Source organism: Candidatus Hydrogenedens sp., assembly GCA_035378955.1.
Taxonomy (GTDB): Bacteria; Hydrogenedentota; Hydrogenedentia; order Hydrogenedentales; family Hydrogenedentaceae; genus Hydrogenedens.
Window position 1 is genome coordinate 1 of sequence record DAOSUS010000041.1, and the last position, 20,980, is coordinate 20,980.

A 20,980-nucleotide genomic window follows, 5' to 3' on the forward strand; every position below is an offset into this window, starting at 1 on the left:
GTGGCTATCATCCGTGTCCAGAAGACCCTGAAAGCGAAGATGGCTATTGCCCCGGTCCGTGATTTATGAAATTAAGTGAATATTATCCCGAATAAATGAGCCATGGGCGGATTTATAAGTCCGCCCATGATGTTTTGTGCTATTAATCGCCGTTTTAGTCTATGCGGTGGGGTAAAGTTTTTTTGGGAGAGGGGAATTAACTGCAGAGGATACAAAATAGATTTTATACAAAGGGCCTAAGGATGTGGAGGCAAAAGAGTTTTCATCTTTACAGATTTATAGTAAAAAGAATTGACCAATTAAAAATACCAGAAGCGGTAATGCTTCATATACATAAGAACGATTCAACATGATTTACAGGATTCATAGGATTTATATATGATGAAAGATAAACGAATATTTCCCTTCATCTTTATTTGTGTCTATGCGTGTTATTTATGTTAATAATTTTTTAACCTAATTTTACGCCAAGTTTAATAAGAGAGAAGGTATGGAATTAGAGATTCAGGGATGTTTTTTATTCATATCTATTCTTATTTATAACATTATAAAGTCCTTTATTATAAAAGACTGGTGTAAACTATGTTGTATATTTTTAAGGCGAATAACAAAAAGGTTAAGTCTATCCTATATCCGTTTAGTTAAAAATATTGACTTTGTCTTTTGTCCTAAGTATAATTAGGGGAAGTAAAAAAGTGATATAAAAAGAAAGGAGGTGGGAAAAAAGCAAAAAAACTTTAATGAGTTAGTTGGGTTGAGTATAAAAATAACAAATTAACTAAAAGGGGAATTCCTATGATTACCATTAATAGTAGAAGTTTAATATCAGGTTCTTTATGTTTGTTTATTTTGGTTGGTGTCGTTTCCCTTTCGGGTTGTCCTACACTGGCACCTATGAGTTCTACCAAATTGGAAATTGGTGGAGACCTTGTTGCAGGTGTTCTTGAAGCATGGAAAGAGAACTGGTATAAATTTGAAGTAGATAAGGAAAATACCCCTTTGCTTTTAATATTTAAAAATATGGCAGATGCAGATGATGCGTGGTTAGGATATCAGATTAACTGGTATTACAAAAACAAGAGTGATTTGATATTGTTAGAATCTATTGAAGTTCCACCGACAGGACCGGCAAATCCCGATAATATCATTATTGAGGACAAAGCCAGAACTTTCTGGGTAGCTCCGTATAAGGGAACTTACCTGATACGACTTTATGGTTATGCCCAGCCTGTGTCTGAGAACAAGAAATATCAATTACCTTATATGATTGGTTTAGCAAAACCTGAAACATATAACGATGCTACAGAAATTGCTGCTGGCTCTATGAATATGAAGGAGACAAATGTCATAGGGGATGTTATTAGCATATTTAAATTGAGTGCGTCTGCAGGCTCTGTTTATAGAATTCGAATCGAAGATACTCTGTCGCCAGATATTGTAGAACCTGCAAATACATTAAAAGACATTGATGTAAGCATTGTGCGGATGGACACAGATGGGGATGTAACAACTGTCTATAACGGAAAAACTACTCTGACAGATTATATTCTTGCTACTCATAGTACAGACCAGAATAAGTATTACCTTATTTTAAAAAATGGAGATGAATTTGGAAATGTAAAGGTTAAAATCACATTTGAACAAATATTCGCAGGGACTCTTTCCGCTTCTGCTACAGCAAACATCGTTACAATTATGGGTAAAGAAGCCAAAGCCTATAAATTACAGGTAGATTCTGAAAAGACATATACGGTTACATTGGAAAACACAACAGGAGTAACGGCCTCCCTGATAAAAGTAGAATCGAATGGGACGCAAAGCCAATTACCTTCCCTATTTACAGTGCCCAGCAATAACACAAATGAATACTATCTTGCATTAAAAGGAATAGATGGAAACACAAATGCTTCTGTTAGCATTACATTTAATACTGTTCCTTAAAGAGTAATTAACAATTTATAACTGTTAACCGTTATGTGAAGACTATCACATAACGGTTTTTTTATGTTAAAAAATTGTATCTTACAATAGTTCAAATAACCATAGTTTTAATATTTTTGCGGAAATATGGTATTATAGGTAAAAACGATATGCATGAATTAAGTATTGTTACATCTTTGATTGAGCAAGTTGAACAAATCTGTAAGGAACAGGGAAAGGATTGTGTCTCAAAAATTGACCTGCGAATAGGATTTTTAGAGCATATTAACACAGAAACTTTTCTTTTTATGTTTGAGCAGGTAAAAGAAGGCACCTGTATGGAACAGGCAAAAATAAATTTAATTATTGAACCGATAAAAATTCGTTGTCGGAAGTGCCTTAATTTTTATGAACCTGAGGATAGTATCTGGATATGCCCTCATTGTAATGAAGTAGGGGGCGAAATTGTTCAGGGGACTGAAATTATTCTTGAATCAATTTATTTTGATGATAACTAAATGAAGGAGTTGTATTATGAAGGTAGATGTGGTTCAAAAAGTGTTAAAAGCAAATGATGATATAGCCAAATTGGTGCGAGCCCGTTTTGAGGAATACGCAATTTCCTGTATCAATATGATAAGTGCTCCTGGTTCGGGTAAGACTACCTTAATTGAGTCAGCATTAAAAAAGGGTATATCCGGTGTGCGGGTAGGAGTTATTGAAGGAGACCCGGAAACGACCCGTGATGCGGAACGCATTGCCAAATATGATGTGCCCGTAGTGCAAATCAATACGGCAGGAGGTTGCCATCTGGAATCGCAGTTGGTTCTTCAAGCATTGGATAAATTGCCTCTGGATACTATTGATTTGCTTATTATTGAAAATGTGGGGAATCTTGTTTGTCCAGTAGGCTTTGATTTAGGGGAGAAATCGCGTGTTGCAGTAGTCAGCGTTACAGAAGGGCAGGATAAGCCCTTTAAATATCCGCGGCTATTTCAGACAGCGAATATTGTAGTTTTAAATAAGGTAGATTTATTACCCTATGTTCCGTTTGATGTAGAGGAATTTAAACAGGGGGTTCATGGCATACAGCCAGATGTGCCTATCTTGCATGTCTCCTGCACGCATGGTGATGGAGTTGAGCAGTGGGTTAACTGGCTCAAAGGACAGGTAGATAAACCAACGAATGGCTAATTGTTCTGGACAACGAAGAGTAGGAATTGTTGTAGAAGGAGCTGTGCAAGGGGTAGGCTTTCGTCCTTTTGTGTATCGTATAGCCACGCAGTATCGTTTAACGGGGCAGGTGCAAAATCGTTCGGATGGCGTTTATATTGAAGTTCAGGGGAAGGATGTATCTATAGATAAGTTTCTTTACGCATTAAAAACAGAACATCCTAAACATGCGTATATTGACAGTATAAAAACGGTAGAATTGCAAGTTCAGGCAGAGGAACAATACTTTCGTATTTACCCAAGCAACACGGAGGGAATATTCCGAACGCGTATATTGCCTGATATTGCAACCTGTCCGGATTGCCTGCGAGAAATGAAAGACCCAACAGACCGCAGATACCGCTATCCATTTATTAATTGCACCCTCTGCGGTCCGAGATATACCATTATCAACAAAATGCCGTATGACCGTGCTAATACTTCCATGTCTTCCTTTCCAATGTGTCCCCAATGTAGGGAAGAATATGAAAATCCTGCTAATCGAAGATTTCATGCAGAACCAATCGCCTGTCCTATTTGTGGTCCTCAAATATATTTATGGGATGAGAAAGGGAAAAAACGGTTTGAAAGAGAAGAAGCACTAACAGAATCTGTATCCTTAATAAAAAACGGAGCCATTCTTGCTATAAAGGGTTTAGGTGGTTTTCATCTCGTAGTAGATGCGACAAATTTGGAAGCCGTTCGACGACTTCGAAATCGGAAAAATCGAGAAGAAAAACCCTTTGCCTTGATGTATCCGACACTGGAGGAAGTGAAAAAAGATTGTGTTGTATCTGATGTGGAAGCATCATGCCTGACCTCATCGGAATCCCCCATCTTACTGTTAGAGAAAAGGGCGGATAGTGCTCGTATTGTGGAAGAAGTTGCACCGGACCAATCACGACACGGTGTCATGCTCCCTTACACTCCCCTACACCATCTGTTAATGTCTGATTTAAATATTCCAATTGTTGCGACCAGTGGAAATCGTTCCGATGAGCCAATATGTATTGATGAGCAGGAAGCCGTGGAATGTTTAAGAGGTATCGCCGATTATTTTCTTGTGCATAATCGCCCTATTGTTCGCCATGTTGATGACTCCATTATTCATGTAGTTATGGATAAACCGATATTATTACGCCGTTCGCGTGGATATGTTCCTCAACCCATACCTTTGCCTGAAACAACAAGAAAGGTCTTTCTTGCCGTAGGCGGACATTTAAAAAATACAGTGGCAGTAAATTGTGAAAATCAGGCGTTAATAAGTCAACATCTGGGTGATTTGGAAACGCAAAAAGCGATAGAAGGTTTTCGTCAATCTACGGGAATACTTTTAAACCTTGTAGAACGGACACCCGACATTATTGTTGCGGATGCCCATCCTGATTACATCAGTACTCAATGGGCATATCAACAGAACAAGCCTGTTATACAGGTTCAACATCATATTGCCCATGCACTTGCTGTAATCGCAGAGAAAAAAGTGCCGATGCCTGTTTTTGCTGTAATATGGGATGGAACAGGTTTCGGATTAGACCACACGGTTTGGGGTGGCGAATTTTTTGTTATTAATGAAAATGAGATAAGGAGATGGGGACATTTGCGAACATTTCCTCTTCCGGGTGGAGATAGAGCTGTTCGGGAACCGCGTCGCTCTGCATTGGGTATTCTGTATGAAATGTATGGGAATTCTTTGTTTGAAAAGAAGATAAACGCTCTGGAATATATCTACTCCGCATTTCAAGAAGCAGAATGGTTTGCGTTACAAAAGATGTTGAAACAAAATATAAACACACCTATCACGAGTAGTGCAGGGCGTCTTTTTGATGCAGTATCTATGTTATTGGGACTTCGTTCTATATGTTCGTTTGAGGCACAGTCTGCTATGGCATTAGAAACATTAGCATGGAAAGAAAAAAATACCGACTATATAACTATACCCGTCGTTATCTACGAAAAAGAAGGACAGTATATTATTGATTGGAAACCTATGGTTGAATTTATAATTGAACATAAGAATAAAGGGCTATCTCCATCGCAATTGGCAAGTTTGTTTCACCAGTATTTAGCCCGATGTATAGAGCAAATGGTAAAGAAAGCGGGCATTACGAATGTTGTAATTAACGGTGGCTGTTTCCAAAATCGTTTTTTGCTTGAGTATACTATTAGTCTACTCAGGTCTAAGTATAATGTATACTTTGCAGAACAGGTTCCGCCTAATGACGGGTGTATATCGTTAGGACAGATTTATTACGCATTGAAATATACAGATACTATAAAGGAGAAGTAAGATATGTGTTTAGCCATTCCGGGCAAAGTTATCCAGATTGATGAGAGCGACCCTACTCTTCGTATGGCAAAGGTTCAGTTTGCAGGGGTAATTAAGGAAATATCCCTTGCTTTGACGCCGGAAGTTACTGAAGGAATGTATGTATTAGTTCATGCAGGTATGGCGATTAATGCCGTAGATGAAGAGGAAGCGGAACGGATATTGGAAGAATTTAAAAATGCCGATATGGATATGGAAATACCGCCGGAGGAATCATCTTCATGAAATATATGGATGAATATAGAAACCCTCAATTGGCGAAGAATCTAATTCGTGAGATAAAACAATTCGCACATCAGACATGGAACATTATGGAAATTTGCGGGGGACAGACGCATGCTATCCTTCGTTTTGGTATTGACCGTGCCTTAACACCGGAAGTGCAACTTATCCATGGTCCGGGATGTCCTGTCTGTGTTACACCCATACAAAAAATTGACCTTGCGATACAATTAGCCCTTGAAACAGATATAATCCTTTGTAGTTTTGGGGATATGTTACGAGTGCCAGGCTCAAAAACTTCTTTATTATCTGCAAGAGGACGGGGAGCCAATGTGCAGACGGTTTACTCTCCACTGGATAGTGTCAAGATAGCACAGCAAAATTTAAATAAACAGGTAGTCTTTTTCGCTGTAGGCTTTGAAACGACAGCACCCGTAAATGCAATGGCGATAAAAAAAGCAAAAGAGTTGGGTCTTACTAATTTTTCGCTTCTTTGTGCTCAGGTATTGGTGCCACCGGCTATGGAGGTTTTATTATCTGACCCTTATTGCCAGATACAGGGTTTTTTAGCCGCAGGACATGTTTGTACTGTAATGGGATATCATGAGTATGAACCTATTGCAGAAAAATATAAAATTCCTATTGTTGTTACGGGTTTTGAACCTGTAGATTTGCTTTTAGGGATAAAAGAATGTATTTGTATGTTGGAAAAAGGTAAATATGGCGTTCAAAATGCTTATACCCGTTCTGTCCAAAGGGAAGGAAATGTTACCGCTCAACAATTGATAAAAGAAATTTTTGAGGTATGCGACCAGGATTGGCGGGGATTGGGCTGTATTCCCCATAGTGGATTAAGATTGAAATCGGATTATGCCGATTATGATGTGGAAAAGAAATTTCACCTTACCCCTGAAAAAAATGAAGAGAAACAAACTGTATGTATAGCCGGTGAAATTCTTCAGGGTAAGAAGAAGCCGACAGATTGCCCTGCTTTTGCTACTCTGTGCACACCGGAAAATCCAATAGGGGCACCGATGGTATCTAATGAAGGTGCTTGTTCCGCTTATTACCAGTATGAAAAACGATAGTATTTCTTATAAAAATATTTGTTTATTGATAATTTTTATACAAAGGAGTTAAGAATGGACGAAAAGGAAAAACAGCCTATTACATGGAGTTGCCCTGTGGAGCAATTGGATAAGTCGAAGATTGTTTTAGCCCATGGTGGCGGGGGGACACTTATGCATCAACTTATAAAAAATGTATTTGAGAATGCTTTTAAAAATCCTTTGCTACAACAACATCACGATTCCGCTTTTATAGATGTTCAAGGTGTAAAACTTGCCTTCACCACAGATTCTTTTGTAGTGAAGCCGATTTTTTTCCCGGGGGGAGATATTGGTAAGTTAGCAGTATGTGGAACAGTAAACGATTTAGCCATGGCGGGAGCGTGTCCCCTTTATATGAGTGCCGGGTTTATATTGGAAGAAGGTCTGCAAATAGGTATTCTGCAGAAAATTGTACAAACTATGAAGCGAGAAGCAGACCATGCTGGTGTGTACATTGTTACCGGGGATACCAAGGTGATAAATAATTCTTCGGGTGATGGTTTATATATCAATACAAGCGGAATAGGTATTGTGAAACAAGACCCACCTCCATGCCCTTCCCAAATACAACCCGGCGATTGTATTTTAATTAACGGAGATATTGGAAGACATGGATTGGCGGTATTAAATGCGCGTGAGGAAATACATTTTGACCCGGAGTTAGAGAGCGATTGTATGTCGCTGGTGCCTGCAGTGCTTTCACTGCTAAATTTGGGGATACCTGTCCACTGTTTGCGTGATTGCACACGAGGAGGATTGTCCTCTGCGTTGAACGAATTAGCAGAAGAGAGTGGATTAAGTTTTTACATTCGAGAAGAAGACATTCCCATCCGTGACGATGTCCGTGGAGCATGTGAAATTTTAGGACTAAATCCTCTATATGTTGCCAATGAAGGAAGATTTATTGCCTTTGTTCCGAAACAGTATGTTTCGGAAGTTCTTCAAATATGGCAAGATTTGTATCCTGACCTCACCCCAAAACAAATCGGAGTTGTATCTGAAAACAAAGGGACCCCTGTAATTCTACAAAATACTATCGGGATTGAGTTAGCCCTTCCTATGTTAAGCGGGGAACAATTGCCTCGAATTTGCTAAACAATATAACCCGTAAAACCGATATTAAATAGTGGGAAATATAAGTTTATAATCTTAAAAATTGTTTCTCTTTTATGGATTTGTGCAATCTTGCCAGGTGGACATTTTTTATGTATGCACGGCAGTGTCTCGGAGAATTATGGGACAGATGGGACAGATGGGACGAATGGGACGAATGGGACGAAGATGTAGGACGCATGGAGCGGATGGTAGGAATGGGACGAAGATGGAGGAAGCAGGGGACAGATGGGACAGATGGGACGAATGGGACGAAGATGGAGGAAGTAGGGGACAGATGGGACAGATGGGACGAAGATGGAGGAAGTAGAGGACAGATGGGTAAATAGACCTTTGCAGGTATTCGTGATAATTTGGATTAATGGTTTTTTTATAACAAATAGCACCAATGACTTCGAATAGACGCGAATATGAACAAAAAATTTTCGTTCTACATTTGTGGAATCTAAATCCCCTGTTAATCCTGTTGAATTGTTTTTTGTAGAAGCGATTGGCTAATCGCCCTATTAATTAGTCTTTATAATGCAACAAATAAAAACAATTATTATTACTATTCGTATTTATAAAATTTGTTTTTTTAATGCTTGAAAAAAAAGAGTTAGCTGTTTTAAAATAAAAGGCAGGTATTTATGTAAATATTAAAAAAGGAGGTATGTATTATGTCTGAAATTTTTCCTATCAATATAGCCGATGAAGAGACCATTTGTCTTGCTCAGGCTTTGAATTTGATTTCGGTGTCTATTTACAAGATTATTGAAACTAAGAACCGTATCGTTTTAGACCTGGAATATAATAATATTCTCAAAAATCTAAAGTTAGAATTGATTAAAAGAAAAACAAGTTCTGTTAGGGACATTAACAATCTTTATACACAAATAATAGATGAAATTACGGAATTCACGCTATCCAATAAGGAACGGAAAGAGATTTTCAATCGATTTGAAAAAGAAAAAAGAAGGGTATTGTGGAAAAATGTTGCTGGAATTTGGGAGGAGGGTAGTTTATTTGGAGTATCCCCTATTTGTTTGGCACAATCGGGGATAAGTCCCTACTTTAATTATCAAGTATGTGTATCGAAGATAAAAGAAGAATTTGATGAGGAACTATGGGAACTGGAAGAGAATGTAGTAGCAAGGATGCGTAGGTTATGGACGAAATGGCTGCAATTGTGTTTTAACATCTCTTTTATTTATAACTTTGCAGGGAAAGATTTAAGAATTATTGGTGAAGACCTAATCAAAAAATACCTGAAAGCGGAGCAGAAACAAAATATTCAAAGGTCTATAAAACTTTTTCGGGAACTGGAACAGAGCGATGTTTTTAATCAGTCATATCCTCCATTTTGGTTAAGTTATGCTATAAAAGCCGACAAAGCAATAGAAACTAAAACATGTGACCAATGCCTGAGAAGGTTTTTTGAAACCCATCGCAATGTTTTAACTACAGACCCAATTTATAGTAAGGTGTGTATGCTTCAAATTCAATCCCTTTATCAGCAAGACCCTCAATTAAAAAATGACACGATACGGCAGGAGATAGAAACATTAACGAGAATAGCGGAGAAACACATTGAAGATACAGATGGCTTGGGTAGAATATTTTTATCCACAATATATCAGGAATTAGGCAAATCGGAAGATGCCCGCCGTGGACTGGAGGTAAATATTGCGAAGAGTATGGATATGGAATTTTCACAACGGGCTTTAACCAATTTACAGACTAAGAAGAAGATATTAACAAGTATTCCCCAGTTACTGGATTTATTAATCGAATTAGAAGATGAAGATGCTAAAGAAATGCCTTTGGAGCGATTGAGACAATTAGCGGATGAAGGTGAACCCATTGCTATGAATATACTCGGAGATAGGTATTACTATGATAGTGAGGTGTCAGAAAATTATACAAAGGCTCGTGAGTGGTATGAGAAGGCGGCAGAAAAAGGGAACGCTGAAGCAATGGCTTCTCTTGGGTTTATATATGAAAAAGGCAGAGGAGTGCCACAAGATTATGGCAAGGCTCGAGAGTGGTACGAGAAGGCAGCGGAAAAAGGAAATGGCGATGCGATGTTTTCCCTTGGCTTGTTGTATAACAACGCCAGAGGAGTACCCAATGATTATGAAAAGGCAATATATTGGTACGAAAAAGCCGTGGAAAAAGGGATACGCGAAGCAATGTTTTGTCTTGGATGGCTATATTACTTTGGTGAAGGGGTATGTGTAGATTATGCAAAAGCAAAGGTATTGTTTGAAGAAGCAGTTAGAAAAGGTGATTCGGATGCGATGCTGTGGCTTGGAAGTATGTATGAAGATGGTCAAGGAGTGCCAGAGGATAAAGTATTAGCTTATGCCTATTACATTTTATCCGATAAAAAGGAAATAATTTATTGTAAATACGCAACGCGTAAGGCTAAGACCTGTATGGATAATTTATACGAGATGTTAACTAAAGAGGAAATTCGTGAAGCAGAGGGAATCGCCAATTCATGGAAAAAGGGGCGATTACTAAAAAGGTTAAAATAGTTTCATGAATGGGAAATATGAAATATTGATAACAGTGGGTATTTATTCTATTTAAATTACCGTGTTTTGGGTAGCTAAATAAACATAATTTTTTTTAATGGGATTGCATGTCTTTATTGGTAAATCTTATATAATAGACATAGAAAAAAATAAGAGAAAGAAGGGAAGTATTTATCTATTATAGATTTTAGTGATTATATTAAGGAGAAAAGGTTATGAAGAAAGAAGCCAGTTATTTTTTTATGTTTCTTGTTGTTCTTTGTCCCTGCATCTTGTCCTATTCGGGTTCTTTATGTGAAACGGATGTATTTTTCCCTGTGTGGAGGATGGATAATCCAATCGTCATACATTCTAACGAAACGGATGTTAGTAAATATTCTATAGAAGTACCTCCCTTTGAGAAGAAGACGAATATGATTTTAGTCATGAAGTTTAAAGCACGATTGCATACAGATACTCCTGGAGGTTGGAATGAATATTTGGGAATTGAAATCAATGGACAAAAATTAGACAGACAAACTTCCTTTTCGGAGCAGGCAAGTGGATATAATCGTCTTATTAATCGCGGAAGTATATTTAAGACAAAGCTTGGCGAACAAGAATGGTGGAGTTCAAGGGATGGTTATCCTGTACTTATTATCTTTTTTGGGAATGGGGAAGTTTTAGATGAACGGATATTAAATTGTCGAGAAGAGGGGTATTGGTATTTATTAAACATTTCAGATGTGGCACATTATGTTGAAGTGGGTGCTGATGAGAGAATTGAAAAAGCAGAAAAGAATGTGATTGTTTTTGTTAATACATATATGAACAAAAATGTTCCGAACAAAAATATAGATATGGTGATTGAAAATCTTGAGATAGGTTATCTTCCGAAAGAGTTTGTTGAAAAATATTCGAAGCCAGAAATGACAGTCTATACAAAGGTAAATGTGAAAGAAAGTATTTCTACAAAAGCCTATACGGTTAATATAGGGGAATCGGGTGAAACAGAAATTAAAACAGGAGAAGGGAAATATAAACTTGTCAGTACCTATTCATACCCGTCAGAAAAAATAGGTTTTAATTCATTTGATTCTGCATGTGAGAAAGCCCCTGATTGGAAAGTAGATGTTCAAAAACTTACGGATAATCAGGTATCTATCAAGGCGTCAGGAAAAGATTATTCGATTATCCGTAATATCACGACAGAAAATGAAAAAGTGATTATCCAAGAAACTATTACAAATAAGAATGAAGAACCTATTGGAATTATTATTGCCCATCAAATTATCCTGGAAGATATACCTGTTCGTTATCGGATAGCAGGTCTTGAAGATATAGAGAAATTAGCAGGGGTAGCCGAGAATCCGAGTATTTTTATGGCATATAGGGACATATCATTAGGTTTCCTGGCAGAAGATAATGTGCTACGGGCACAAGGTGAGATTTCGAAGAAGAGAAATATGTTCCAATATGCCGCGAAACATTTTGGTTTGGACAAAGGCAAGAGTTATTCTTTCCAGTTTTCATTATATCCGTTGCAAAAGGGTGATTATTTTACCTTTATTAATAAGGTGCGTAAAGAATGGGGTGTAAATCATACTATTGAGGGACCTTTTGCTTTTTCAGAAGAGGTTATACCCGGGCGGAAAATAAAAATATATGCGGTGGGTCCGTGGTTGGATTATTACTCAATAAATCCAGAGACGGGCAAAATATATACGAGGGAGGATTATAAGAAGAAGATGAAACTTATTAAAGATAGGATTAAACAAGCCCAGCCTGATGCTTTGATATTGGGTCAAACGGAGACTAATTTATATACCATAAATAAAGAGAGTATAAAAGGTGGTGAAATTCTTCCGGGAGGTTCTGTGCCCCGCTCTGGAAAATACGGAGAAATACTTGATAAGACACAAAGCGATGTGTTAAAAGCAGGTATTAATGGCTGGTTAGATTCTATCTTACAAACAGAAGATGGAAGGGTTATTGTAGATACTTATTATCCAAATGGAGCAGACACATTAAATCTAATGGTATATCTCGAGAAGTATAATTACCGCTATAAGTTTTTTAAGAATCAGATAGATTTTCTGATGGATGAGCTTGGTTTGGATGGTGTGTATATTGACCAATTTACGCTGAATTGGGGACCTATCGGGAGAGCCGATAGGCATACTTATGAGAAATGGGACGGTTATACGGTAGACATTGACGAGGTAACGGGAAAAATTACGCGGAAATATACCGATTGTGGGCTTATTGGTGCCGAAGCAAGGAAAGATATTCTCAATTATATTGTAAACAAAGGGGGAATATCCGTAGTTAATAGTTTCCCGAGTGCTAATGAAGAACAAAATATCCCGAAAGTATTTCGATTTGCTGAATTTGAAAATGACCCTGCAAATCCTCTGACCTACATAGATAAAAAGCCACCATTAACTACCTATTGTGCCAAAGGACATCTGTCTACACCTATTATTCTGGGTATTCGACCGCAACGATTTAATGAAGAAGGAAAGAAAAGATGTGCAGAAATTATTGTAAAATCGGTAATTACTGCATTAAGAAACGGCTTGTTGTATTACTATTATGGAGATATTATTCCATCGGAAGGAGAAGGGGCAGGAGAATACGGACCTATAAACCACATGTTCCCATTTACACCTGTTGAAATCAATGAAGGTTATCTGATTGGCGAGGAACGAGTTATAACTTCTATTTCCAAAACATTTACATGGCATAAAGAACCACAGGTTTTCCTTTTTGATTTGAAAGGGAGACAAATTCCTCATGATTTTAAGATAACTAAGGAAGAAGGTCACTTCGTTGTTGATGTAAACTTAAATGATTGGAACCAGATTGCAGTTATTGAATAGATTAAGTTCTTGATTTGTTTTAATATCTTTGTTTGAGTGTATTAATCGGTTGTTTCGGGTAAAAGGATTTGTTCCAGTTCTTTAGGTGTATGAACAAGATGATGGGGTTTTGCTTTGGTTAGCCGTTCTACTTCGTGCCAGCCCCATGTAACTGCGACAGTAATAGCCCCGGCTTCTTTGCCTTCATAAATATCACCGCTTGTATCACCGATATAATAAGCAATTGCCTTAGGATGTTTTTTCCAGACCCGCTTGATTTTCTTTACTTTGCTGGTCTCTACATCCGCCCCAAGAATGTCCCGAATATTATCAATCCCTTCACGAAGTAAAAACCTCTGGACGGCTTCTGTAAGGTTGGAACTAATAATATATACAGGATATTTTGCGGAGAGGTGATGGAGCATTTCCCGTATGCCATCAAACGCAGAGATACTATCATTGGCTTTTGCGATACGCGGTTGAAACCTATTAAACAATTCGCGTAGTTTCCATGGAGGAAAACCTATTTTGATAACATTGAATAAAAGATTTCCTTCAAACAAATTTAAAAAGGCTTCTTTAGAATTTAATCGGTCAAAACCCATTTCCGAACATGCGGAGGTAAATTCGCGGAAGAAAACTTCAAAAGAGTCTGCGATAACACCATCAAAATCAAATAGGATTAGTTTTTCGGTCATAATTGCCATTAAAAACCTATTGTTATAAATTGCAAAGATGTTAAAATAATCTTTAAAAATATGTGCATGATTATAATGTTATTGCTATAATAATTTCGATTTTGATATAATGGTAATTTAGCAAAAAAATAACTTTTAACCTAAACAACAAGGAAATGATGGAGAAAACCGATGTCAGGACATTCTAAATGGGCTACTATTAAACACAAGAAGGGTGCTTTGGATGCAAAAAGAGGAAAGATTTTCTCAAAATTGGCAAAAGAAATTTCAATAGCTGTGAAGATGGGCGGTCCTGACCCGGAAGCCAATTCGCGACTTCGGACAGTTTTAATAGCATGCCGAAATGCTAATATGCCGAAGGATAACATTGAACGGGCTATTAAACGCGGTTCGGGTGAAGGTGGTGAAAATTACGAAGAAGTACGGTATGAGTGTTACGGACCTGCAGGTGTGGCTATTGTCGTTGATGTTTTAACAGATAATAAACGGAGAACCGTTGCTGATGTTCGTCATATCGTTACCAAACATGGTGGAACAATGGCAGAAGCTGGTGCGGTGCTGTGGAATTTTGACCAGAAAGGTCTGATAACTGTTAAGAAAGAAAATTTGTCTGAAGATGATATTATGGAAAAGGCATTGGAAGCCGGTGCAGAGGATGTGGACACAGAAGGTGAAATGTATGAAGTATATACAGCACCGAATGATTTGCATACGGTTCTGCAAAATTTTGAAAAGATGAATTTACCTATCGGTGAAGCGAAACTTACCTTAAAGCCGAAAAATTTAATCTCCGTCGAAAATAAGTCTGCCGCTTCTGTGCTGAAACTTATGGAAGCACTGGAAGATATGGATGATGTTCAAGATGTTTATACAAATCTGGATATTACAGATGAGGCAGTGGCGGAGGCAATGTCGGAATAATCATAGTAATGATTGCCCTCGGATTTGACCCTGGTTTAGCAACTACGGGATATGGACTTGTTCGAAAAGAAGGTTCACGCTATTTCTATATTTCCCACGGGACGATACGAACACCCGCTATAAATGATATAGCAAAACGACTGGCTATCATTTATCAAAATGCTTTCGATTTAATTAAAGAGCACAAGCCCGATATTATTGCTATTGAGCGGCTCTACTTTGAGAAAAATGTAACCAATGGAATATATGTCGCACAGGCACGCGGGGTCCTTTTGCTCGCAACGGCTCATCAGCAGATACCGGTGGTTGAGTTCAGTCCAACAGAGGTGAAAATAGCCCTTGTTGGATATGGTAGAGCGGAGAAAATACAGGTTCAAAATATGGTGCAGAGGCTTTTATTGTTAGATGAAATTCCCCGACCGGATGACGCTGCAGATGCTCTTGCCATGGCTATCTGTGCATTCCATATTAAACCTATTCATCCAGGAAATATTTAAAAATAAGGTTTGTATTGTATCTCGACACTTTAGATTACTACTCGTGAGTTTATTCGTTTATTCACTCTGGTTAGGTTTATTCGCTGTGTAAAGCAGGACAGCACCACGATTGAACTCTATCCAATTTGTGTTTGTAAAACCTGCTTCCTGTAATAATTGGGAAAAATGGTCATGAGAAGGGAATTTGCATATTGTTTCACTTAAATATCTATATGCAGAAGGGCAAGCCGTCCAGAAGCCACCTATGTATGGGAGCAAGTATCTCAAATAAAATAAATAAATTTTTCGCCATAGTCCTTTTTGTGGAAGACCAAACTCAAGTATTAGAACCTGTCCTCCGGGTTTCAATACACGGTAAATTTCTTTTAGTGCCCGAGAAACTTCCGATACATTCCGTATTCCAAAAGCCATTGTTACTGCATTGATTGCCTCCGACTTGATGCCCGGATATAGCACATCCATTACAGCAAATAAGTATTTTTGTTTCTTATCATGAAATTTTTCCATACCTTCCTTTATCATTCCCTCAGAAAGGTCAATTCCAATAAGATAACCTGCATCAGGGAAAAATTCTCGAAAGGTTTTCATAACTTCACCTGTCCCTGTGGCAAGGTCTAATAGAAAAAAGTCCTGACCTTTTTCTATTCGAATTTGACGAACAAGTTTCTTTCGCCAGTAAGCATCCTGTCCGAGTGATAGCAAACGGTTCGTTATATCATATTTGGAGGCAATACGGTTAAATAGGCGGAAAATCTCTCCCCTTTGCCGTAATTCTATCTCAGGATTAGGGTTATTATTCTTTTCTGGTTGTTCAAACATAACTTCCTATTATTCCATCATTTAAAATATTCTTTGATTATCAATAAAACCTGCTTTTTCTAAAATTTACTGCTTTTTTTAATAACTCATTTAACATGTTATCTTTCTAACCATATATTTAACATTTTTTTATAGTAAAAACGGGTTCTTGAATTTTATGTTTATTTTTTGGTATAATAACTCCATGTAAAGGTGTCGCAACTGGCGATTTAAGTGGAATGAACCACAAGGGAGCGACAAAACCGTAAAAAAACGCCGTTCGCCTGGGCGTAAAATTTATTGTTTAATAATTGAATAGCATAATAACATATACTTAAATGTGTTATCACTCACAGGAGAAATTCATTGGAATTGAAAAAGACTCCACTTTTTGAGTGTTGTGAAAAATCAGGCGGGCGGTTTGTAGATTTTCATGGCTGGTATTTGCCTGTCCAATTTGAAGGTATTATTGTGGAACACCTTCATGTGCGTTCCCATGCAGGTATTTTTGACTGCTCTCACATGGGTGAATTCTTAATCCATGGGCGCGATAAAATTTCCTATTTTTCTTTTCTCACCTGTGGTGATTTTATGCCTCTTCCCGTAGGAAAGTGCCGATATACAGCAATATTAAACAAAGATGGTTCTGTTCTTGATGATTGTGTAGGAATGAAATTGGATGAAGAAACTTTATTTGTTGTAACCAATGCAGGACCGTTAGAAGAGGTTTCATCTTTGTTATGCCCATCTGATGTTCAGGCAGAAGATATTACGCAACAAATTGTAAAAATAGATGTTCAAGGACCTCGGAGTTTAGATGTTCTACTTCAAGCGGGTTTCGATTCGCAAATTGCAGGATTGAAATATTGGACAGGTGGAAGATTTGAATGGAGAGGTGAAAAAATTATAATAACGCGTGCAGGCTATACGGGTGAATTAGGTTATGAACTTTATCTGCCGGTTTCTATAGGTGCAGACATCTGGGTAAAATTGGTGTCCCATGCGGAGGTAAAGCCTTGTGGATTGGGTGCCCGTGATACATTGCGGACGGAGATGGGCTATCCCTTAAATGGGCAGGATATTCTTCCCGGGACTACTCCATTAATGGCTTCTATGGACCGATTTATTGATTGGGAACATGATTTCATTGGTAAAGATTTGCTTTTACAACAAAAAAATAGAAGCGATTACCGTGTTTTAACAGGAATAAAAACACATACACGGCAAGCACCTCGACATAATCAGAAGATTGTCTTTCAAGATAGTGAGGTGGGAGAAGTTACCAGCGGCACCTATGGACCCAGTGTTGGAGTAGGTGTGGGTTTAGCTATGTTAGATAAAAAGGTTGCTATCCCCGGAACTTTCCTGCAAATAGCCGGTCGTCCTTTGCAGGTTGAGGTATGTAATGTCCCCATTTACCAAAACGGAACCGCCCGAAAAAAGGTTTTATAATAAATGTATGATGTAAGTGTAAAAAAAATTAACGCCCCAAACAATAAATAAGGAGAACATGCTATGTATCCAGAGGATGTTCGCTATACAGAAAATCACGAATGGATTGGGGAAGAAGACGGATTGTATATTGTAGGTATCTCGGAGTATGCACAGGAACAATTGGGCGATGTGACCTATGTCGAGTTGCCTGAGATTGGCAGGCATGTTCGGCAAAAGGAACCTGTGGCACAGGTGGAATCTGTGAAGGCAGCAGAAGATATTTATGCTCCGGTCACAGGTGTAATCGTAGAGGTCAATGAAGCATTAGAAGGAGAACCGGAACTTATTAATCTTGACCCCTATGGTAAAGGCTGGTGTTTCAAGATGGATGATATTGATACTGCTCAATATCGCCGATTGATGAACCGTGAAGCCTACGAGAAATATCTCAAATCATTATAATCCGTTGCTCAAAATTATATTACATTTGAATTCTGATTTTTCATTTAAAAGGTGATGTATTTTTTATTTAAAATTAACATGGGTCTGAGGAATATATTATGGCATGGATACCTATAACTCCTAAAGATGAGCAAGAGATGTTGCAAGCAATCGGTGTATCATCGGTTGCCTCTTTGTTTGAAGATATACCCCCATCCCTTCGCCTGAAATCATGGGATATACCGGAAGGTTTATCGGAAATAGAAGCATATCAACATCTGGAAGCATTAAGTAAAAAAAATAATACAGGTTGTGTCTCATTTGTTGGCGGAGGATATTACGACCACTATATCCCTGCCGTTGTTGATTACCTTTCACAGCGGGGAGAATTTTCTACAGCATATACTCCCTATCAGCCGGAATGTGCGCAAGGAACACTTCAGGCAATTTATGAATATCAAACAGCACTGTGCCGATTGACAGATATGGAAGTAGCCAATGCTTCCTTGTATGATGGTGGAACAGCCCTATTTGAGGCAATCATGCTTGCGGTTCGTGTTACGGGTAGAAGGAAAGTGAAAATTATACCGGGACTAAACCCTATTTACGAACAGATGATACGAACGCATACAGCGAATTTGGAACTGGAATTGGAATACGGAGATGAACCCGATGGTTGTGCCTGTATCGTTGGTGCCACACCGGATTTTTTTGGGAATATACATGATTTTACGACAATTGCTCAGAAGTGCCATTCCGCATCTGCTCTCATGATAATTCAATTCTACCCCATTGCGTTAGGTATTATGAAAACACCCGGCGAAATGGGTGCGGATGTAGCCGTCGGTGAAGGACAGAGTTTAGGATTACCATTAGGGTTTGGTGGCCCGTATTTGGGATTGTTTACAGCACGGAAGGAATATATACGCAAAATGCCGGGGCGTATCTGTGCTATGACAGTAGATAAACAGGGGAAACGCGGTTTTGTTCTTACCTTGCAGGCAAGAGAACAGCATATTCGGCGCGAAAAAGCCATGTCCAATGTATGTTCCAATCAAGCATTGTGTGCTTTGCGTGCTTTGATTTATCTATGTGAAGTAGGGAAGCAGGGATTGATAGAAGTGGCACAGGATTGCTATTCCAAAACAGAATATTTGAAGAAGAAATTGAGTGCGTTTGCAACGGTTATCAACCCCAAATCTACTTTTAATGAATTTGTTGTGCGTCTTCCTATCCCGGCGGAAAAAGTTATTTTGAAAATTAAGCAAAGTGGAATATTGCCCGGTATACCTTTGAAGTCTTTATTGGGACATTGTAAACAACAAATACCTTGTAAAGATATAGATGGAAATACCTACGGTGAAGAAGGCGATTTGCTTATAGCGGTAACGGAGAAAAGAACACAAAAGGAATTGGATATGCTCGCCGAACTTATTCGGATAAATATTTTATAGGAGTAGTTATAATATGGACTTGATTTATGAAAGATGCAATCATCGGCAGGCTTTCTCTTTTAGGAGTAATAAGGAATTGGATGTTCCTTTTCCACAAGAACTAAAACGGCAAAAGTCCGCAGAACTTCCCGAAGTTTCAGAACTGGATGTCGTCCGTCATTTTACCCATCTCTCACGGAGAAATATGGGAATTGATATGAACTTTTATCCCTTAGGTTCCTGCACGATGAAATACAATCCTAAAATTGCGGATGTTGTTTCATCATTTGTCGGGTTTACACAATTACATCCCCAGTTGCTCTATTCTGAGACTTATCTTGACTATGTTCAAGGTGCTTTAGAACTGGTTTACCATTTGGAGCAATTACTTAGCGAAATTTCAGGTATGCGGGCTGTTTCTATTCAACCTATGGCAGGAGCCCATGGCGAATTAACCGGCGTTTTGATGATGTCCGCTTATCACAAATACCATAAAAATACCCATAAAAAGATAATGCTTATACCGGACTCGGCACACGGGACAAATCCTGCCAGTGCCGCCATAGCAGGTTTTCAAGTGCGGGAGATTCCTTCGAATTCGCAAGGGACTTTAGATTTAGACCGTTTTCGTGAAGCCATGAATGATGAGGTAGCAGGAATTATGTTGACCTGCCCAAATACGCATGGCTTGTTTGAAAAAGATATTCAAGAAATTGCTGACCTTGCTCATCGGCACGATGCACTGCTTTATTATGACGGTGCTAACCTGAACGCTATTATTGGACAGTGTCGTCCCGGAGATTTGGGGTTCGATGTGATGCATTTTAATCTGCACAAGACTTTTGCAACTCCTCACGGAATGGGTGGTCCCGGTTCGGGTCCTGTTGGGGTCAACGAACGCTTGCTGGATTTCTTACCGTCTCCGAGAGTAATCAAGAAGGATAACAATCTTTTTAGCCTTGACTATCCTAAAAATAGTATTGGGAAATCGGCACCTTTTTTAGGTCATTTTTTAGTTGCCGTGCGTGCTTATGTCTACATTTTAATGCAGGGAAATGAAGGATTGAAGGAAGTCAGTCGAAAGGCGGTCCTCAATGCGAATTATGTTTTATCTAGACTTCGTTCTGTTTTCCCTCCTGCTTATGACCGTTTATGTATGCATGAATGTGTCCTTACGGCTATGCCTTATCATGATTGGGAAGTAAGGGCTTTAGATTTTGCCAAGGCACTGCTTGACCGTGGTTTTCATGCACCAACAGTCTACTTTCCGTTAACAGTCAAAGAGGCTTTAATGATTGAACCTACAGAAACAGAAACAAAGGAGACACTGGACCAATTTTGCGATACGATGTTGGAATTATCTGAATTGGCAAAACAGAACCCAGATGAGTTAAGAAATGCTCCTATGACTACACCCGTTCAGCGATTGGATGAAGTAAAAGCAGCTAAGGAACTGAATGTTGTTCGTCCATTAAACACTTCGAAAACATAGCA

General features: G+C 38.5%; 18 protein-coding genes and 1 riboswitch. Of the genes, 16 read left to right on the forward strand and 2 right to left on the reverse strand.

The genetic code is table 11. The features are described from left to right. The first annotated feature begins 795 nt into the window (after positions 1–795). The 10 genes from PLA12_09240 to PLA12_09285 all read left to right on the forward strand — a co-directional run bounded on the left by PLA12_09240 (position 796) and on the right by PLA12_09285 (position 13,285). Positions 796–1,941: a hypothetical protein gene (locus PLA12_09240; protein HOQ32683.1), complete on the forward strand. Its 1,146-nt coding sequence runs from the start codon at positions 796–798 to the stop codon at positions 1,939–1,941. Between the two features lie 149 nt (positions 1,942–2,090). After that, complete coding sequence (locus PLA12_09245) at positions 2,091–2,438, forward strand: hydrogenase maturation nickel metallochaperone HypA (GenBank protein ID HOQ32684.1); 348 nt, start codon at positions 2,091–2,093, stop codon at positions 2,436–2,438. Between the two features lie 16 nt (positions 2,439–2,454). Continuing rightward, positions 2,455–3,114, forward strand: a complete 660-nt coding sequence (gene hypB / locus PLA12_09250; GenBank protein HOQ32685.1) for a hydrogenase nickel incorporation protein HypB — start codon at positions 2,455–2,457, stop codon at positions 3,112–3,114. Then, positions 3,107–5,422, forward strand: coding sequence for a carbamoyltransferase HypF (hypF, locus tag PLA12_09255; GenBank protein ID HOQ32686.1), 2,316 nt, complete (start codon positions 3,107–3,109; stop codon positions 5,420–5,422). Before hypB ends, hypF begins: the two co-directional genes overlap by 8 nt. Positions 5,423–5,425: 3 nt before the next feature. Continuing rightward, positions 5,426–5,686: a HypC/HybG/HupF family hydrogenase formation chaperone gene (locus PLA12_09260; protein ID HOQ32687.1), complete on the forward strand. Its 261-nt coding sequence runs from the start codon at positions 5,426–5,428 to the stop codon at positions 5,684–5,686. Next, positions 5,683–6,771 (forward strand): hydrogenase formation protein HypD, encoded by a 1,089-nt coding sequence (hypD, locus tag PLA12_09265; protein ID HOQ32688.1) that lies wholly within the window; start codon positions 5,683–5,685, stop codon positions 6,769–6,771. Before PLA12_09260 ends, hypD begins: the two co-directional genes overlap by 4 nt. 54 nt (positions 6,772–6,825) lie before the next feature. Then, positions 6,826–7,887: a hydrogenase expression/formation protein HypE gene (hypE, locus tag PLA12_09270; protein HOQ32689.1), complete on the forward strand. Its 1,062-nt coding sequence runs from the start codon at positions 6,826–6,828 to the stop codon at positions 7,885–7,887. Positions 7,888–7,997: 110 nt separating this feature from the next. Then, positions 7,998–8,234: a hypothetical protein gene (locus PLA12_09275; protein ID HOQ32690.1), complete on the forward strand. Its 237-nt coding sequence runs from the start codon at positions 7,998–8,000 to the stop codon at positions 8,232–8,234. Positions 8,235–8,564: 330 nt separating this feature from the next. Further along, the gene (locus tag PLA12_09280; GenBank protein ID HOQ32691.1) at positions 8,565–10,424 is read left to right on the forward strand and encodes a tetratricopeptide repeat protein; all 1,860 of its coding nucleotides are present in this window, start codon (positions 8,565–8,567) and stop codon (positions 10,422–10,424) included. A 215-nt stretch (positions 10,425–10,639) separates the two neighbouring features. After that, positions 10,640–13,285 carry a hypothetical protein gene (locus PLA12_09285; protein ID HOQ32692.1) on the forward strand — a complete coding sequence of 882 codons (2,646 nt, stop codon included), beginning with the start codon at positions 10,640–10,642 and terminating at the stop codon, positions 13,283–13,285. Between the two features lie 41 nt (positions 13,286–13,326). Here PLA12_09285 and PLA12_09290 read toward each other — a convergent pair whose 3' ends face one another. Next, positions 13,327–13,962 carry an HAD hydrolase-like protein gene (locus PLA12_09290; GenBank protein HOQ32693.1) on the reverse strand — a complete coding sequence of 212 codons (636 nt, stop codon included), beginning with the start codon at positions 13,960–13,962 and terminating at the stop codon, positions 13,327–13,329. Positions 13,963–14,133: 171 nt separating this feature from the next. Between PLA12_09290 and PLA12_09295 the strand changes: the two genes are divergently transcribed. Beyond that, positions 14,134–14,883, forward strand: coding sequence for a YebC/PmpR family DNA-binding transcriptional regulator (locus tag PLA12_09295; protein HOQ32694.1), 750 nt, complete (start codon positions 14,134–14,136; stop codon positions 14,881–14,883). Positions 14,884–14,891: 8 nt separating this feature from the next. After that, a complete protein-coding gene (ruvC, locus tag PLA12_09300) occupies positions 14,892–15,380 on the forward strand; it encodes a crossover junction endodeoxyribonuclease RuvC (GenBank protein HOQ32695.1) in 489 nt (162 codons plus the stop codon). 57 nt (positions 15,381–15,437) lie between these two features. Here ruvC and PLA12_09305 read toward each other — a convergent pair whose 3' ends face one another. Further along, positions 15,438–16,199, reverse strand: coding sequence for a ubiquinone/menaquinone biosynthesis methyltransferase (locus PLA12_09305; protein ID HOQ32696.1), 762 nt, complete (start codon positions 16,197–16,199; stop codon positions 15,438–15,440). A 187-nt stretch (positions 16,200–16,386) separates the two neighbouring features. Then, a riboswitch (ZMP/ZTP riboswitch) is annotated at positions 16,387–16,475 on the forward strand. Positions 16,476–16,544: 69 nt separating this feature from the next. On the opposite strand from PLA12_09305, the gene gcvT reads away from it, so the two are divergent. From gcvT to gcvPB, 4 genes are all read left to right on the forward strand, one after another. Beyond that, positions 16,545–17,630 carry a glycine cleavage system aminomethyltransferase GcvT gene (gcvT, locus tag PLA12_09310; protein HOQ32697.1) on the forward strand — a complete coding sequence of 362 codons (1,086 nt, stop codon included), beginning with the start codon at positions 16,545–16,547 and terminating at the stop codon, positions 17,628–17,630. A gap of 63 nt (positions 17,631–17,693) precedes the next feature. Continuing rightward, positions 17,694–18,074: a glycine cleavage system protein GcvH gene (gcvH, locus tag PLA12_09315; protein HOQ32698.1), complete on the forward strand. Its 381-nt coding sequence runs from the start codon at positions 17,694–17,696 to the stop codon at positions 18,072–18,074. Positions 18,075–18,172: 98 nt separating this feature from the next. Beyond that, entirely contained in the window at positions 18,173–19,507 is a 1,335-nt protein-coding gene (gene gcvPA, locus PLA12_09320; protein ID HOQ32699.1) for an aminomethyl-transferring glycine dehydrogenase subunit GcvPA, read from the forward strand. A 13-nt stretch (positions 19,508–19,520) separates the two neighbouring features. After that, the gene (gene gcvPB / locus PLA12_09325; GenBank protein HOQ32700.1) at positions 19,521–20,978 is read left to right on the forward strand and encodes an aminomethyl-transferring glycine dehydrogenase subunit GcvPB; all 1,458 of its coding nucleotides are present in this window, start codon (positions 19,521–19,523) and stop codon (positions 20,976–20,978) included. Positions 20,979–20,980 lie beyond the last annotated feature (2 nt).

Bases quoted from the DNA above. Each gene is read 5' to 3' on its own strand.
- gcvPA (HOQ32699.1), top strand. From the start codon at position 18,173: ATGGCATGGATACCTATAACTCCTAAAGATGAGCAAGAGATGTTGCAA.
- PLA12_09245 (HOQ32684.1), top strand. From the start codon at position 2,091: ATGCATGAATTAAGTATTGTTACATCTTTGATTGAGCAAGTTGAACAA.
- hypD (HOQ32688.1), top strand. From the start codon at position 5,683: ATGAAATATATGGATGAATATAGAAACCCTCAATTGGCGAAGAATCTA.
- PLA12_09240 (HOQ32683.1), top strand. From the start codon at position 796: ATGATTACCATTAATAGTAGAAGTTTAATATCAGGTTCTTTATGTTTG.
- gcvH (HOQ32698.1), top strand. From the start codon at position 17,694: ATGTATCCAGAGGATGTTCGCTATACAGAAAATCACGAATGGATTGGG.
- PLA12_09290 (HOQ32693.1), bottom strand. From the start codon at position 13,962: ATGACCGAAAAACTAATCCTATTTGATTTTGATGGTGTTATCGCAGAC.
- hypE (HOQ32689.1), top strand. From the start codon at position 6,826: ATGGACGAAAAGGAAAAACAGCCTATTACATGGAGTTGCCCTGTGGAG.
- gcvPB (HOQ32700.1), top strand. From the start codon at position 19,521: ATGGACTTGATTTATGAAAGATGCAATCATCGGCAGGCTTTCTCTTTT.
- PLA12_09260 (HOQ32687.1), top strand. From the start codon at position 5,426: ATGTGTTTAGCCATTCCGGGCAAAGTTATCCAGATTGATGAGAGCGAC.
- PLA12_09275 (HOQ32690.1), top strand. From the start codon at position 7,998: ATGTATGCACGGCAGTGTCTCGGAGAATTATGGGACAGATGGGACAGA.
- PLA12_09295 (HOQ32694.1), top strand. From the start codon at position 14,134: ATGTCAGGACATTCTAAATGGGCTACTATTAAACACAAGAAGGGTGCT.
- ruvC (HOQ32695.1), top strand. From the start codon at position 14,892: ATGATTGCCCTCGGATTTGACCCTGGTTTAGCAACTACGGGATATGGA.
- PLA12_09280 (HOQ32691.1), top strand. From the start codon at position 8,565: ATGTCTGAAATTTTTCCTATCAATATAGCCGATGAAGAGACCATTTGT.
- hypF (HOQ32686.1), top strand. From the start codon at position 3,107: ATGGCTAATTGTTCTGGACAACGAAGAGTAGGAATTGTTGTAGAAGGA.
- PLA12_09285 (HOQ32692.1), top strand. From the start codon at position 10,640: ATGAAGAAAGAAGCCAGTTATTTTTTTATGTTTCTTGTTGTTCTTTGT.
- PLA12_09305 (HOQ32696.1), bottom strand. From the start codon at position 16,199: ATGTTTGAACAACCAGAAAAGAATAATAACCCTAATCCTGAGATAGAA.
- hypB (HOQ32685.1), top strand. From the start codon at position 2,455: ATGAAGGTAGATGTGGTTCAAAAAGTGTTAAAAGCAAATGATGATATA.